The sequence below is a fragment of the Pantoea sp. NGS-ED-1003 genome (assembly GCF_000738765.1).
Taxonomy (GTDB): Bacteria; Pseudomonadota; Gammaproteobacteria; order Enterobacterales; family Enterobacteriaceae; genus Pantoea; species Pantoea septica.
This window is the reverse complement of sequence record NZ_JPQA01000001.1, coordinates 350,227-364,997: the sequence shown is the minus strand read 5'-3', so window position 1 is coordinate 364,997 and position 14,771 is coordinate 350,227. Positions and strand designations below refer to the sequence as shown.

General features: G+C 61.2%; 15 protein-coding genes. 8 read left to right on the top strand and 7 right to left on the bottom strand.

Annotated features, from left to right (window positions below):
• Positions 1-6 precede the first annotated feature (6 nt).
• Together JS46_RS01680 and JS46_RS01675 are read right to left on the bottom strand one after the other, a co-directional pair.
• Positions 7-336 (bottom strand): SMR family transporter, encoded by a 330-nt coding sequence (locus tag JS46_RS01680; RefSeq protein WP_033747205.1) that lies wholly within the window; start codon positions 334-336, stop codon positions 7-9.
• Positions 337-495: 159 nt separating this feature from the next.
• Positions 496-759 carry a hypothetical protein gene (locus tag JS46_RS01675; protein WP_033747202.1) on the bottom strand — a complete coding sequence of 88 codons (264 nt, stop codon included), beginning with the start codon at positions 757-759 and terminating at the stop codon, positions 496-498.
• A gap of 281 nt (positions 760-1,040) precedes the next feature.
• On the opposite strand from JS46_RS01675, the gene hpxO reads away from it, so the two are divergent.
• Positions 1,041-2,198, top strand: coding sequence for an FAD-dependent urate hydroxylase HpxO (gene hpxO, locus JS46_RS01670; RefSeq protein WP_033747199.1), 1,158 nt, complete (start codon positions 1,041-1,043; stop codon positions 2,196-2,198).
• Between the two features lie 27 nt (positions 2,199-2,225).
• On the opposite strand, the gene dcp is transcribed toward hpxO, so the two are convergent.
• Complete coding sequence (gene dcp, locus JS46_RS01665; protein WP_033747196.1) at positions 2,226-4,274, bottom strand: peptidyl-dipeptidase Dcp; 2,049 nt, start codon at positions 4,272-4,274, stop codon at positions 2,226-2,228.
• Between the two features lie 66 nt (positions 4,275-4,340).
• Positions 4,341-5,654: a guanine deaminase gene (gene guaD, locus JS46_RS01660; protein ID WP_033747194.1), complete on the bottom strand. Its 1,314-nt coding sequence runs from the start codon at positions 5,652-5,654 to the stop codon at positions 4,341-4,343.
• 365 nt (positions 5,655-6,019) lie between these two features.
• Between guaD and ydfG the strand changes: the two genes are divergently transcribed.
• A complete protein-coding gene (ydfG, locus tag JS46_RS01655; protein ID WP_033747192.1) occupies positions 6,020-6,766 on the top strand; it encodes a bifunctional NADP-dependent 3-hydroxy acid dehydrogenase/3-hydroxypropionate dehydrogenase YdfG in 747 nt (248 codons plus the stop codon).
• 37 nt (positions 6,767-6,803) lie between these two features.
• On the opposite strand, the gene JS46_RS01650 is transcribed toward ydfG, so the two are convergent.
• Positions 6,804-7,130 carry a YnfA family protein gene (locus JS46_RS01650; RefSeq protein ID WP_033747993.1) on the bottom strand — a complete coding sequence of 109 codons (327 nt, stop codon included), beginning with the start codon at positions 7,128-7,130 and terminating at the stop codon, positions 6,804-6,806.
• A 134-nt stretch (positions 7,131-7,264) separates the two neighbouring features.
• On the opposite strand from JS46_RS01650, the gene JS46_RS01645 reads away from it, so the two are divergent.
• Together JS46_RS01645 and JS46_RS01640 are read left to right on the top strand one after the other, a co-directional pair.
• Positions 7,265-7,600, top strand: coding sequence for a DUF1283 family protein (locus JS46_RS01645; protein WP_033747189.1), 336 nt, complete (start codon positions 7,265-7,267; stop codon positions 7,598-7,600).
• A 55-nt stretch (positions 7,601-7,655) separates the two neighbouring features.
• The gene (locus tag JS46_RS01640; protein ID WP_033747186.1) at positions 7,656-7,952 is read left to right on the top strand and encodes a DUF1161 domain-containing protein; all 297 of its coding nucleotides are present in this window, start codon (positions 7,656-7,658) and stop codon (positions 7,950-7,952) included.
• Positions 7,953-8,024: 72 nt separating this feature from the next.
• Here the strand turns inward: JS46_RS01640 and JS46_RS01635 are convergent, their stop codons facing one another.
• Positions 8,025-9,491: an MDR family MFS transporter gene (locus JS46_RS01635; protein WP_033747185.1), complete on the bottom strand. Its 1,467-nt coding sequence runs from the start codon at positions 9,489-9,491 to the stop codon at positions 8,025-8,027.
• 298 nt (positions 9,492-9,789) lie between these two features.
• Here JS46_RS01635 and JS46_RS01630 point away from each other — a divergent pair, with 298 nt between their 5' ends.
• From JS46_RS01630 to osmV, 4 genes are read left to right on the top strand one after another with little or no spacing between them, the layout of a single operon-like run.
• Positions 9,790-10,503, top strand: coding sequence for an ABC transporter permease (locus tag JS46_RS01630; protein WP_033747183.1), 714 nt, complete (start codon positions 9,790-9,792; stop codon positions 10,501-10,503).
• A 14-nt stretch (positions 10,504-10,517) separates the two neighbouring features.
• Positions 10,518-11,435 carry a glycine betaine ABC transporter substrate-binding protein gene (locus tag JS46_RS01625; RefSeq protein ID WP_033747181.1) on the top strand — a complete coding sequence of 306 codons (918 nt, stop codon included), beginning with the start codon at positions 10,518-10,520 and terminating at the stop codon, positions 11,433-11,435.
• A 9-nt stretch (positions 11,436-11,444) separates the two neighbouring features.
• Complete coding sequence (osmW, locus tag JS46_RS01620; protein WP_033747177.1) at positions 11,445-12,092, top strand: osmoprotectant ABC transporter permease OsmW; 648 nt, start codon at positions 11,445-11,447, stop codon at positions 12,090-12,092.
• Positions 12,092-13,228, top strand: a complete 1,137-nt coding sequence (gene osmV, locus JS46_RS01615; protein WP_033747174.1) for an osmoprotectant ABC transporter ATP-binding protein OsmV — start codon at positions 12,092-12,094, stop codon at positions 13,226-13,228. Before osmW ends, osmV begins: the two co-directional genes overlap by 1 nt.
• Positions 13,229-13,297: 69 nt before the next feature.
• On the opposite strand, the gene JS46_RS01610 is transcribed toward osmV, so the two are convergent.
• Positions 13,298-14,677: a nucleobase:cation symporter-2 family protein gene (locus JS46_RS01610; protein WP_033747172.1), complete on the bottom strand. Its 1,380-nt coding sequence runs from the start codon at positions 14,675-14,677 to the stop codon at positions 13,298-13,300.
• Between the last annotated feature and the right edge of the window lie 94 nt (positions 14,678-14,771).

The following is a 14,771-nucleotide window of genomic DNA, read 5'->3' as shown; positions in this document are numbered from 1 at the left end:
ACTACCTTAGTGCCCCACCGTGTTGGAAAAAAGATTCACTACCAGCACGCCGGCAATGATTAGCCCGAGGCCGATGATAGCGGGCAGATCGAGCTTCTGCTTGAAGACCACCCAGCCGACGGCGGAAATCAGCACGATGCCGACGCCCGACCAGATAGCGTAGGCGATGCCGGTTGGCATGGTGCGCAGCACCAGCGTCAGGAAATAGAAAGCGATGGCGTAGCCAACCAGCGTTATCACTGCGGGCCAGAGCCGGGTAAAGGACTCTGAAGCCTTAAGGCTGCTGGTCGCAATCACTTCCGCCACGATGGCGATAAACAGATAAACGTAAGTCATAACATCCCTAAAAGACGCGAAGATTGTCCGGCAGCAACGCCGGTTCAGGCAGCACAAAAGCGTTATTTTAGGCGATGGCCAACAGGAAAGGGAAACGGCAGCTGGCCGGTTTGACCTGAATCAATAAACGGCAAACCCGTTGATTTGCCGTTTAGGAGGTTATCTGCACTGGCTGGCGCAGTTCTGCACGCAGATCTGCGTCTGGCTGCTGCAGGAGCCGTTGCCGCGCGTATTGCAGTGCGAGCGCTCAACGTAGCAGTTCTGCTGACAGCTGGCGAGATCGCACTTCGCCGCTACCGGCGTCAGCTGAGCGATAGGCGCCCGTCCGCTAAACAGCGCTGCTGATGAGACCGTCGGCTGAGCGCTAGCGCTCTGTCCCAGCAGTAAGGCGGTGAGCAGCAGTATGATGTAACGACTTTTCATTTTATGACTCTCCCCGGATTCGATACTGGCTAAGTATGGCTGGCGAACGAGCAAACGTCTGCGCCGCGCACGTAAAAGCGCCAGGTGGTCACACTTCAGCTATCGGTCTGAAACGAAAGATTCACCTGCCCACTTAAGCACCAAAATGAAGCATTTCTGTTGCCTCAGTGCCTGCTGCTGGCGCGCCCTCGCCGCGCTGCAGTTGTCAAAAGCCCGCCTGACGGGCGCTGCGGGGTTGGTACAAAAGTTGCAGCCCATATTCCATCGACAAGGAGAAAGATATGAAAGCGATTGTAATTGGCGGCGGCATTGGCGGTATGAGCGCGGCGCTTGCGCTGGAAAAAGCGGGCATCGAAACGGAAGTGTTTGAGGCGGTAAAAGAGATGAAGCCGGTGGGAGCCGCAATCTCTGTCTGGCCGAACGGCGTGAAGTGCCTGAACGCGCTGGGGCTGAAAGCGCAGCTGCGCGCCCTGAGCGGCAATATGGCCTTTATGGCCTATCAGGATTACGCCAGCGGCGCGACCCTGACGCGTTTCAGTATGGAACCGCTGGTGCGCCAGGTCGGAGAATACCCCTCGCCGGTCGCGCGCGCCGAACTGCAGGCGATGCTGATCGACAGTTACGGACGCGAACGCGTCAGCTTCGGCAAACGCGTAGCGCAGGTCGAACAGCATGAGCACGGCGTCACCGCTCTCTTCGAAGACGGCACCACCGCGCAGGGCGATCTGCTGATCGCCGCCGACGGCGCGCATTCGGTTATCCGTCAGAGCGTGCTGGGCGAAAAAGTCGAACGCCGCTATGCCGGCTACGTCAACTGGAACGGCCTGGTGGAAATCGATGCAGCGCTGGCCCCTGACGATCAGTGGACCACCTTCGTTGGTGAAGGCAAACGCGTCTCGCTGATGCCGGTGAGCGGCAACCGCTTCTACTTCTTTTTTGACGTGCCTTTGCCGAAAGGCCTCGCGGAAGACCGCAGCACGGTAAAAGCGGACCTGCGCCGCTACTTCCATGGCTGGGCGCAGCCGGTGCAGCGCCTTATCGACGCCATCGATCCAGCCACCACCAACCGCGTCGAAATCCACGATATCGATCCTTTTAGCCGCTTCGTCAGCGGCCGCGTCGCGCTGCTGGGCGATGCGGCGCACAGCACCACGCCGGACATTGGCCAGGGCGGCTGCGCGGCGATGGAGGATGCGCTGGTGCTGGCCGCTTCCCTCGCTGCCCACTCGCTGGGCATAGAGGATGCGCTGCAGCGCTATGAGGCGCGGCGCGTGAGCCGCACCCGCGATCTGGTGCTGAAAGCGCGCAAGCGCTGCGACGTCACCCACGGCAAAGATCCCGCGGCAACCGCGGCCTGGTATCAGGAACTGCGTCAGGAAACCGGCGAACGCGTGCTGGCAGGCATGTGCGAAACCATTGAGGGCGGTCCGCTGGGATAAAAAAGCGGGCATTGCGCCCGCTGAGAATTAATCGGCCAGGCCGCGATTTTTCAGCATCGGCTCAAGCTGCGGTTCGCCGCCGCGCCAGTTCTCATAGAGCTGTTTCAAATCGCTGCTGTTGCCGCGCGACAGGATCATCTGGCGGAAGCGGTCGCCGTTCTCGCGCGACAGCCCGCCATTCTCTACAAACCACTGATAGCCGTCGTCCGCCAGCATCTGCGTCCAGATATAGGCGTAATAACCGGCCGCGTAGCCGCCGCCCCAGATATGCTGGAAATAGCTGGAGCGATAGCGCGGCGGCACGGCCGTCAGCGCCAGATTGTCGCTCTGCAGCGCCTGCTGCTCAAAGCCCTCTACCGACTGCGGCGTCTCGCCAGCGTTGATGCTGTGCCAGTGCAGATCCAGCAGCGCGGCGGCCAGCAGCTCGCTCATGTCGTAGCCTTTGTTGAAGCGGCTGGCGCGCACGATCTTCTGGTGTAGCGCCTCCGGCATCGCCTCGCCGCTCTGGTAGTGGCGCGCATAGTTAAGGAACACCAGCGGCTCGCTCGCCCAGTGCTCGTTGAACTGCGAAGGAAACTCGACGAAGTCGCGCGGCGTAGCGGTGCCCGAAAGGCTCGGATAACGCTGGGTGGCGAACAGCCCATGCAGCGTATGGCCGAACTCATGGAACAGGGTAATCACCTCGTCCCAGCTGAGCAGCGCCGGCTCGCCTTCCGGCGGTCGGGTGTAGTTGCAGACGTTGTAGATCACCGGACGCGTCGCCAGCAGTCTCGACTGATTGACGAGGTTGCTCATCCACGCGCCGCCGCCTTTATTGTCGCGCTTAAAGTAGTCGGTATAGAACAGCGCCAGCGGCGCGTCGTCGACATCGAAAATCTCATAGACGCGCACGTCGGGATGGTAGACCGGCAGATCGTGACGCTCGCTGACGCGGATGCCGTAAAGCTGGTTCGCCGCCCAGAACACCCCTTTCTCCAGCACGTTGTTAAGTTCGAAATAGGGGCGGATCTCGCTTTCATTGAGATCGTACTGCGCTTTGCGCACCTGCTCGGCATAGAAGCTCCAGTCCCAGGCGGCCAGGGTAAAATCGCCCTGCTGCTGGTCGATGGTCTGCTGGATGGCGGCCGCTTCGCGTTCGGCGCGCGCCCGCGCGGCCGGAACGATATGGCGCATAAAGGCGAACGCCGCGTCGGGGGTTTTCGCCATCTGATCCTGCAGCTGCCATTCGGCGAAGCTGGCGAAGCCGAGCAGCTGCGCCTGCTGCACTCGTACCTGAGCCAGCTCCAGCACCAGCGCGCGGGTGTCGTTTTCGTCGCCCTTCTCGCTGCGGCCGACCGAGGCGGCGAACAGCGCCTGGCGCGTCGCGCGCGAACGCAATGCCTGCAGCGCAGGCTGCTGGGTGGTATTTTGCAGCACCAGTAGCCAGGCGTTCTCCAGCCCGCGCGCCTGCGCCGCCGCCTGCGCCACCGCTAAATCGGCCGGACTCAGGCCCGCCAGCTCCTCGGCCTGCTGCACCACCAGCCCGCCCGCTTTGGTCGCGGCCAGCAGCTTATTGGTAAAGCGCGTGCTAAGGCGCGCCGCCTGCTGATTGAGCGCCATGAGCCGCTGTTTGGCCTCCTCCTCCAGACTGGCGCCCGACAACTGGTAGTGCTGCCAGGTCACCTCCACCAGCCGCAGCGATTCAGGATCGAGCGCCAGCGTCTCGCGCTGCTGATAGACAGCGTCAAGCCGGGCGAACAGCGCGCTGTTCAGAACGATTTCGTCGTTGAGCGCGGTCAGCTGCGGCGCGATCTCTTCATCGACCTGCTGCAGATAATCGCTGGTATTCGCCGAGGTCATGGCGCCGAAGACCAGATTGACGCGCTCAAGCAGTTGCCCGCTGCGCTCCAGCGCCTCGTAAGTGTTGGCGAAGGTGGGCGCCTCGGGATTGTGCGCAATCGCCTGCACCTCTTTGCGCTTCTCCTCGATACCCGCCAGCAGCGCGGGCAGAAAGTCCGCTTCCTGAATCTGATCAAACGGTGGCGCCTGCCAGGGCAGCGTGCTTACCTGAAAAAACGGATTTTGTCTGACGTTCATGCCTCGCTCCTGATTACCGTGCAAAGATTTATCCTGGCAGGTTGCCGCGCCCGCAACAACTCAGCTCTACGCTTTCGCCTCGTCGCGCCGCCATACCGCGCGTCCGTTAACCCAGGTCTCGGCGATGTTACGATCGTCGCCGAGCGTCATCAACACGAACAGCCGCTCCCAGATATCCTTACTGTTGCTGATGCGCAGCCGCTGCAGGGGCGAGACGGCCAGATCCAGCACCACGAAATCCGCCTCTTTGCCCGGCGCGAAGTTGCCGATGTGCGGGTGCAGATCGAGCGCGTGCGCGCCGCCAAGCGTGGCGTGATAGAACGCCTCTGCCGCGCTGAGGCGATACTGCTGCAGCTGCCCGACCTTGTAGGCCTCACCGAGCGTCTGCAGCATATTAAAGGTGGTGCCCGCGCCGACGTCGGTGCCGATGCCGATCCTGACCTCCTGCTGCCAGCTGCGCTTGAGGTTGAACAGCCCGCTGCCGAGAAACAGGTTCGAGGTCGGGCAAAAGGCAATAGCGGAATCGGTATCATGCAGACACTGCCACTCATGATCCTCCAGATGTAGACAGTGCGCGAACAGGCTGCGTCGTCCGGTGAGCTGATGGCGATGATAAACGTCAAGATAGCCGTCATGCTGCGGAAACAGCGACTTCACCCAGGCGACCTCCTGCGGATTTTCGCTCAGGTGAGTATGCAGCCAGACGTCGGGATACTCCTGACGCAGCTGACGCACCTTTTCGAGCAGTGCCGGCGTCGAGGTGGGCGCAAAGCGCGGCGTCAGCGCGTAGCTGAGCCGACCACGCCCGTGCCAGCGTTCGATCAGCGCCCGCGTGTCGGCATAGCTCTGCTCCGGCGTCTCTAGCAGCGCGTCCGGCGCGTGGCGATCCATCATCACCTTGCCAGCGATCAGCCGCATAGCGAGCGCGTCGGCGGCGCTGAACAGCGCCTCCACCGACTGCGGATGCACTGTGCCGAACACCAGCGCGCTGGTGGTGCCGTTCGCCAGCAGTTGCTGCAGGAAAAAGGCGGACATGGCGGCGGCGTGATCGGCGCAGTGATACTGGCTTTCCACCGGAAAGGTATAGTGGCTGAGCCACTGAAGCAGCTGCTCGCCGTAGGCGCCGATCATCTCGGTCTGCGGATAGTGAATATGGGTGTCGACAAAGCCCGGCACAATCAGGCGGCCGCGCAGATCGATAACATCATCTGGCGCATGCGGCAGCGTCTCCCAGGCGTGCAGCCCGACGATACGCCCCGCCTCCAGCAGCAGCACGCCATCGTCGATATAGCGCGCCTGCGCCATAATCTCCTCGGGCTGCCGCGCCACATCGGTAAAATCAAAAAAGCTGGCGCGAATGGCCGTAAGGGTTGATGGCATACTTTTTCCTTTATTCCGCGTACGGACAGGGTTAACAGTCAGAATAGCTGACGTAAAAGTGCAACCTGCATGCCAGAACAATCCGGCTATTCAATATGTTATGTGAAAAAGGCATTTTTTCCTCGTCGGTAAAACGGTATCGTATGCGCAACCGGTTGCCTTTCTGGCAGGCAAACTGCGCTTAAAAAATGCCGCGGATGACGCGCGCGCTCCTGCCCGTCTTTGGTGCAGCGCGCGCCACAATAGCGCAGCGGAACGGCTGAAAAATTCCTTTACAGCCCGCGCGCGCTTTTGTCGCGCAGCGGTGCCGCTGAAGTGGTATGGTGAAAACAGGTCAACTGAAAAACGTGTTAAGGAACAGTGAGATGATTATTTTTGTTACCGGCGCGACGGCCGGTTTTGGTCAAAGTATCACCCGCCGATTCATTGAAACAGGTCACAAAGTGATTGCCAGCGGCCGCCGCGCCGAGCGCCTGCAGGCGCTGAAAGAGGAGCTGGGCGAGAACCTCTATACCCTGCAGCTTGACGTGCGCAACCGCGCCGCAATCGAGGAAGCGGTCGCCTCGCTGCCCGCCGAGTGGCGCAATATCGACGTGCTGGTCAATAACGCCGGGCTGGCGCTCGGCATCGAGCCGGCGCATCGCGCCAGCGTCGAAGACTGGGAAAACATGATCGACACCAATACCAAAGGGCTGGTCTTTATGACTCGCGCCCTGCTGCCGGATATGGTGGAGCGCGACGTCGGCCACATTATCAATATCGGCTCCGTCGCCGGCAACTGGCCTTACGCGGGCGGCAACGTCTACGGCGCTACCAAAGCCTTCGTGCGCCAGTTCAGCCTCAACCTGCGTACCGACCTGCACGGCACCGCGCTACGCGTAACCGATATCGAACCAGGCCTGGTCGGCGGCACAGAGTTCTCTAACGTGCGCTTCAAAGGCGACGATGAAAAAGCGGATAAGGTTTACGAAGGCGCGACGGCGCTGACGGCGGAAGATGTCACCGAGGCGGTGTACTGGGTAGCAACGCTGCCGAAGCACGTCAATATCAACACCCTGGAGATGATGCCGGTGAGCCAGACGCAGGCCGGCCTGAAAGTACACAAGCCCTGACAAAGCCGGAGGCCAGCCTGTCGGGCTGGCCTTCCTCTCAGGCGCGACCCCAGCCTGCCACGATAATCAGCATGCCGCAAAACGCCACCAGCGCCCCGCTCCAGTCCCATACGCTGAGCCTCACGCCGTCCACCACGCGCAGCCACAGCAGCGCGGTCAGCACGTAAACGCCGCCATAGGCCGCATAGACGCGCCCGCTCGCCGCCGGATGCAGAGTCAGCAGCCAGACGAAGGCCGTCAGGCTCAGCGCGGCAGGTAATAACAGCCAGACGGAGCCGTTCTTTTTCAGCCAGAGCCAGGGTAAAAAGCAGCCGACAATCTCTGCGATGGCGGTGAGAAAAAAGAGCAGCGCGGTTTTGATCAGCATGGGATCCTCTCGCAAAGATAAACAGATCGCCCACCACTGGTGAGCAAATAAAGCGCGATGATATACTAAGCCCTGTCTGCCGCAACCCTGAACCATCCCTGCGCGCCAGGCATTAACCGAAGGAAAAGACGATGAAAAAATTGTTTCCGACCCTGTTCGCCGCGCTGCTGGCCGGCAGCGCGATGCTGACCGCCGTGCAGGCCAGCGCCAATACCAGCCGCCTGATTATTGAAGACGGCAACAACGCCGCCAGTAATGAAGCGGCGCGCCAGAGCAAAGAGCAATGGAATGAGACGCAACAGCTGCGCCATAAGGTGAACACTCGCGTAGAGAAAGAGTTCGATAAAGCGGATCGCGCCTTCGATACCCGCGACGCCTGCGAAAAGAGCTATAACGTCAACGCTTACTGGGAAGCCAATACCCTGCGCTGTCTCGATCGCCGCACCGGCCGACCGGTCGCGCCCTGATTTTTTCTACGGACTGCTATAGTCAGTAAGGTTCACTACGCAAAAGGAGAAGATGATGAAGAAACAGACCGGAATGTTAATCGCAACTTTACTGGCGCTGCCGATGCTGGCGCACGCCTCCTGCGAGTCCGTTAAGGCGGACATCAGCCAGAAAATCATTCAGAACGGCGTCCCGGAATCGGGTTTTTCGCTGGATATCGTGCCTAACGATCAGGTCGACCAGGCGGGCGGCCAGGTAGTGGGCCATTGCGAAAACGACACACAGAAAATTGTTTATAAGCGCGTGGGTCGCGGCGACGAAGGCAGCGTGCCAGACAGCGCAGGCAGCTCGCAGGATGCGCCTGCGCAGTAAGCTTACTCTGCTGACGAAGCCGGCCATCTTATCCGCGTCGGCACTCAATAAGGGCGACGCTGTCGCCCTTTTCTATTCCGCCTGTTCCGGCCGCTGTCGCGGCATCATCCACGCCATCCCCAGCGCAAACAGCGCGATGACCAGCGCCACCACAAATACCCAGTGCAGCGAGGTGGCAATCGCCTGCACCATATGGTGCAGCGTCTCGCTGGAGAGCGCCTCGCGCGACGGCGCCGACATAATCTGCTGCACCGGATCGGCGGCGTGCGGCAGCCGCTGCGCCAGGTTCAGGTTCAGCACGGCGCCCATCAGCGCGGTGCCGATAGCCGATCCCATCATGCGGCTGAACATAATCGACGCCGTGCAGATGCCGCGAATATCGTAGTGCGCATGGTTTTGCACCGACACCAGAAAGGTGGTGCTGGTCATTCCCATGCCGGTGCCGATAACAAAGGCGGTCGCGCCCGCCTGCCAGATTGGGCTCTCCGCGCGCAGCAGCAGCAACAAGGCGCTGCCCGCCACCAGCAGCAGCGCGCCGAGCTGGGCGGTAAAGCGGTAGGAGGTGCGCAGCATCAGCCGCCCGCTCAGCGTGCTGGCGAGCGGCCAGCCGATCGACATCATCGCCAGCGCGCTGCCCGCCTGCAGCGGCGTGCCGCCGGTGATGCCCTGGATCCAGGTGGGCAGAAAGGCGCTGATCCCCATCATCGCCGCGCCGATAATCAGATTGCCGGCGTTGCCGGCGATGATCAGGCGGCTACGCCAGATCTCCAGCGGAAACAGCGGCGCATCGGCGCGCAGCTCATGCCTTTTTAACTGCCAGCCGGCGAACAGCGCCAGAATCAGAAAGGCAATGAGCCAGTAGCCGAGCCACTCCGCCTGCAGCAGCGCCATCAGCAGCGCGCTGACGCAGATGGTCAGCCAGAGGCTGCCCGTGACGTTTAGCGGCTGCGGCTTTTCGTCGACGCAGTGGGCCGGCAGAAAGCGCGCCAGCATCGCCATGCTGATTAGCCCTATCGGCAGATTGACCCAGAAGATCAGCGACCAGCTAAAGTGCTGCACCAGCCAGGCGCCGGTCAGCGGACCGACGATCGCCGCCACGCCCCAGACGCTGGAGAGCCAGCCCTGCACGCTGGCGCGCTCGCGCGGCGAATAGATATCGGCCACGATAGTAGAGCTGAGCGGCATAATCGCGCCGGCGCCCAGCCCCTGAAAAGCGCGGAACAGGATGAGCCACAGCATGCTGTGAGCGAAGCCGCAGAGCACCGAGCCGATCAGAAACAGCGAGGTGCCGATGAAAAACATTTTGCGTCGTCCCCATATATCCGCCAGCCGGCCATAGAGCGGCACGCTCACCGCCTGCGTCAGCAGATAAACAGAGAAAACCCAGCCAAACTGTGAAAAACCGCCCAGGTCGGCAATGATGGTCGGCATCGCCGTGGCGACGATGGTCACTTCAATAGCGGCCATAAACATCGCCAGCATACAAGCGAAGAGGATCCAGCCGCGGTGGCTGACCTGCAGGTGTGCGCTCTCAGTCATACATCTCCCTTTTGTTATTCAGCAAGGCTAGCCTAAATTCGCGTTGCCGCTGTGCCCGGCGTGCGCCAGTCGTGTGACGGCGTCACGTTAACCCGCGAAAAATAGTTAATTTCCTGCTGAAACCAGATGCCACGCGGCTCTACCCGCTGTTTCAGCGATTTCTATCTGTCTGATTTTGCCGATAAAAAGTAGCGTCGCCCCTTTTAGGCTGCTATAGGCTTAATAGCTTTTTATCCATACCTGAAAAAAATGAGCGGCGTGCAATCCGCCTGCACAACAAACAACAGGGAGATCGAGAATGCAAAATGTTTCACTGGTCAGGCGCGCCGGGCTCGCGCTGCTGGCCATCGCGTGTGTGCTGGCGCTGTTGGTCTGGGGCCTGGGGATCGATACGCTGCGCGCGCGCCGCGTCGACCTCATTTACCTCGGTCAGCAGCATCTCTATCTGGTTTTCTGGTCGATGCTGTTCGCGCTGCTGATCGGCATTCCCAGCGGCATCCTGCTGAGTCATCCTTTTGCCCGCCGCTGGGCTGAATATGCGATGCAGATCTTCAACGTCGGCAATACGCTGCCGCCGCTGGCGGTGCTGGCGCTGGCGATGGTCGTACTGGGGATTGGCGAAAAACCGGCGCTGTTCGCGCTGTTCCTCGCCTCGCTGCTGCCGATTGTGCGCAACACCTATTCCGGACTGAGCGCTGTGCCCCCTTCCCTGATTGAGGCAGCGAACGGCATCGGCATGACTAAATTCCAGCGCCTGCGTCAGGTTGAGCTGCCTAACGCCTATCCGGTCATGCTGGCCGGTATTCGTATCGCCACCGCCATTAACGTTGGTACCGCGCCGCTGGCGTTTCTGATCGGCGCCAGCAGCTATGGCGAACTGATTTTCCCCGGCATCTACCTTAACGATTTTCCCACGCTGATCCTCGGCGCGGTCGCCACGGCGCTGTTCGCGCTGCTGCTCGACATGCTGCTGGCGGCGCTGGGCCGCTTTCTCAGCCCGCACGCGGCTTAACAGGGAGAATGATAATGACGACGCTGACACGCTGGTTCAGGCGCACCGCTGTGACTCTCGCCGCGACGCTGGCATTTAGCCAGGCGGCGCAGGCCGCCGCGCCGCTGGTGATGGCCACCAAAAGCTTTACCGAACAGCATATCCTTTCCGCCATGACGGTAATGTGGCTGCAGAAGAAAGGCTTTCAGGTGATCCCTAAACGCAATATCGCCACCACCATCGGCCGCAACGCTATGCTCAATAAACAGGTGGATATGACCTGGGAGTATACCGGCACCTCGCTGATCATCTTCAACCACATTAACAAGCCGATGTCCTCTGACGAGGCGTACCAGACGGTAAAAACGCTCGACGGCAAGCTGGGACTGGTCTGGCTCGACCCGGCTCCGATGAACAATACCTATGCGTTCGCCATGCAGCGCGCGCGCGCCGAGAAAGAAGGCATCAGCAGCATGTCGCAGCTGGTGGCGAAAATCGAACAGGTGCGCCAGCGCGACCCCGATCATAACTGGCGGCTGGGGCTGGATCTGGAATTTTCCGGCCGCTCCGACGGCATGAAGCCGCTGCAGACCACCTATAACTTGACGCTGGATCGGCCGCAGATTCGGCAGATGGATCCCGGCCTGGTTTACAACGCGGTGCGCGACGGCTTTGTCGACGCGGGTCTGGTCTATACCACCGACGGACGCGTCAAGGGTTTCGATCTCAAGGTGCTGGAGGATGATAAGCACTTCTTCCCCAGTTACAACGTCACGCCAGTGGTGCGCAAGGATGTGCTCGACAGCCATCCTGGCCTTGCGGAAGCGCTGAATCAGCTGTCGCCGCTGCTGACCAGCGAGGCGATCACCGAACTGAACAAGCGCGTCGACATCGATCACCAGTCGCCCGAGCAGGTTGCGCGCGACTTTCTCAACGCTAAAAAGATGCTGTAAGGCGGCCATATGGATACCTTTCACTACATTATCAACAACTGGAGCAGCCTGCTGGCGCTGACCTGGCAGCATACCTGGCTGGTGCTGGTGGCGGTCGGCTGCGCTATCGTCGCCGGCGTGCCGCTGGGCGTGCTGATCGTGCGCGTCAGATGGCTGGCCGCGCCGGTGCTGGGCATCGCCACCGTGGTGCTGACCATTCCGACCATCGCCCTGTTCGGCCTGATGATCCCGCTCTTTTCGCTGATCGGTCAGGGCATCGGCGCGCTGCCCGCCATTACCGCAGTATTCCTCTATTCGCTGCTGCCGATTGTGCGCAACACCCATACCGCGCTGGAAAATCTGCCGGACGGTCTGCGCGAGGCGGGACGCGGTATCGGCATGACCTTCTGGCAACGGCTGCGCTGGGTGGAGATCCCCATGGCGCTGCCGGTGATTTTCGGCGGCATTCGCACCGCCGTGGTGATGAACGTCGGCGTGATGGCGATCGCCGCGGTGATTGGCGCAGGCGGCCTTGGCCTGCTGCTGCTCGACGGTATCAGCGGCAGCGATATTCGTATGCTAATCGCCGGCGCGCTGATGATCTGCCTGCTGGCCATTATTCTCGACTGGCTGCTGCACCGTCTGCAGTCGGCGCTGACTCCTAAGGGGATTCGATAATGATAAAACTGGAAAACCTGACGAAAACCTTTACCCAGAAAAACGGCGCCAGCGTGACCGCCGTCGATAACGTCAGCCTGCATGTGCCGCAGGGCGAAATGTGCGTGCTGCTCGGCCCGTCGGGCTGCGGCAAGACCACCACGCTGAAGATGATTAATCGTCTTATCCCCAGCACCAGCGGCAAGATATACATTAACGGCGAGGATACCAGCACTCAGGATACCGTTACCCTGCGTCGTAATATCGGCTATGTGATCCAGCAGATCGGCCTGTTCCCCAATATGACGATTGAAGAGAATATCACCGTGGTGCCGCGCATGCTGGGCTGGGACAAGAAACGCTGCCGCGAACGCGCCACCGAGCTGATGAGCATGGTGGCGCTCGATCCCGCCAAATTTCTCCACCGCTACCCGCGCGAAATGTCGGGCGGCCAGCAGCAGCGTATTGGCGTGATCCGCGCGCTGGCGGCGGATCCGCCGGTGCTGCTGATGGATGAGCCGTTCGGCGCCGTCGACCCGATCAACCGCGAGACGATCCAGAACGAGTTTCTCGATATGCAGCGTCAGCTGAAAAAAACCGTGATGCTGGTAAGCCACGATATCGACGAAGCGCTCAAGCTCGGCGACCGCATCGCGGTGTTTGGCCAGGGGAAAATCGTGCAGTGCGCCAGCCCGGATGAGCTGCTGGCCAGCCCGAAAAATGATTTCGTCGGCTCGTTTGTTGGCCAGGACCGCACGCTGAAGCGTCTGCTGCTGGTGCAGGCGGGCGACGTCACCGATCAGCAGCCCACCATCACCGTAAAGCGCGCCACGCCGCTGGCGGAGGCGTTCGCCCTGATGGATGAAAACGATATGCGTTCGGTGACCGTGGTGGATAACGACGGCAAACCGCTCGGCTTCGTGAAGCGCCGCGAAGCGCGCCACGCCAGCGGCAACTGCGACTCCTTGCTGCACACCTTCCGGGTAACCGGCAAGGCGGAGGAGAATCTGCGCGTGGTGCTCTCTAAGCTCTATGAGCACAACACCGTCTGGATGCCGATCGTTGATGAAGATGGCCGCTACAGCGGAGAGATTTCGCAGGATTATATCGCCGACTACCTCAGCTCCGGCCGCACGCGCCGCCGCCTGAATCCGTAACGTTCCAGCGACCGCCTGTGGAGAAGCGGCCCCGGCGCATACGTTATGGCGCCGGGGCCGTACGCTTTTCTACAGCCCTTTTTCTACCGCCTCGCCCTGCGGCAAGACGACAGCGCGCGGCTCGCTGGGCAGCACCAGATTCAGCAGGATCGCCAGCACGCCGCCGGTGGTGACCGCATGGCCAAAAATCTGGCTCACCAGCGGCGGGAACTGCTTCAGCGCTTCCGGCACCGCTTCGACGCCCAGACCCAATCCAAAAGAGACCGCCACAATCAGCATCTCGCGACGCCCCAGCGGGATTTGGGTCATTACTCGGATCCCGGCGGCCACCACACTGCCGAACATCACCAGAGTCGCTCCGCCCAGCACCGGCGGCGGGATCTGCTGCATCAGCGCGCCCACGGCGGGAAACAGCCCGAGCAGCGCCAGCATCGCTCCCATCACCATGCCGACATAGCGGCTCGCTACACCGGTCATCTGAATCACGCCGTTATTCTGCGCAAAGGTGGTGTTGGGAAACGCAGAGAAAACCGCCGCCAGCACGCAGCTCACGCCGTCGGCGCAGATGCCGCCCTGCAGACGACGCTGAAACTGCGGGCCGCTTATCGGCTGCTGCGACAGCATACAGTTGGCGGTCAGGTCGCCCACCGCCTCAATCACCGAAATCACCGACACCAGCGCGATCGGCAAAAAAATAGTCCAGTCGAAGGCGAAGCCGAAACGGAAAAAGCCCGGCAGCGCCAGCCAGCCCGTCTCCGGCAGCGGCTTCAGCACCAGCATGCCGCTCAGCGCCGCGGCGAGACAGCCGACGGCAATACCGGCGATCACCGCGATCAGCCGCGCCCAGCGGTTGCGCATCCGGTTTAGCGCGATAATCACCAGCAGCGTCAGGGCGCCGAGCGCCAGGTTGCCGGGGGCGCCGAAATTCACAGCGTTGTGCCCGCCTGCCCAGTCGGTGATGCTTACCTTGATCAGGCTGATGCCGATCAGCGTTATCACCGTGCCGGTTACTACCGGCGTCAGCACGCGGCGCAGCTGCGCAACGCAGCGGCTAATCAGCAGCGGGATCAGCGCGGCAACCAGCGTGCAGCCGAAGATCATCGCCATAATATCTTCTGGCGACCCACCGCGGCTTTTGACGATCATCCTACCGGAAAGAATCACGCCGAGAAAGGCGAAGCTGGTGCCCTGCAGGCAGATCATGCCCGCGCCGATCCCCGCCACGCGCCGCGCCTGAAGAAAGGTGCCCATACCGGAAACCAGCAGCGACATGCTAATCAGATAGGGAATATAGGCCTGCAGTCCCAGCACAGAGCCGATGATCAGCGGCGGCGTGATAATGCCGACCACGCTGGCCAGCAGATGCTGCAGCGCGGCGAAAAACGCGGGCGCTGGCCTGATGCGCTCGTCCAGCCCGTACAGCAAAGCTTTCTCTTCTGAATGCGACATAATCGTGCTCCGGCAGTCTTGTGATTAACGCTGTTAATGCATTTATCACGCCACGCGCGCGGACGATGAAAGGCTTGAGAGGTAACTGATTGAT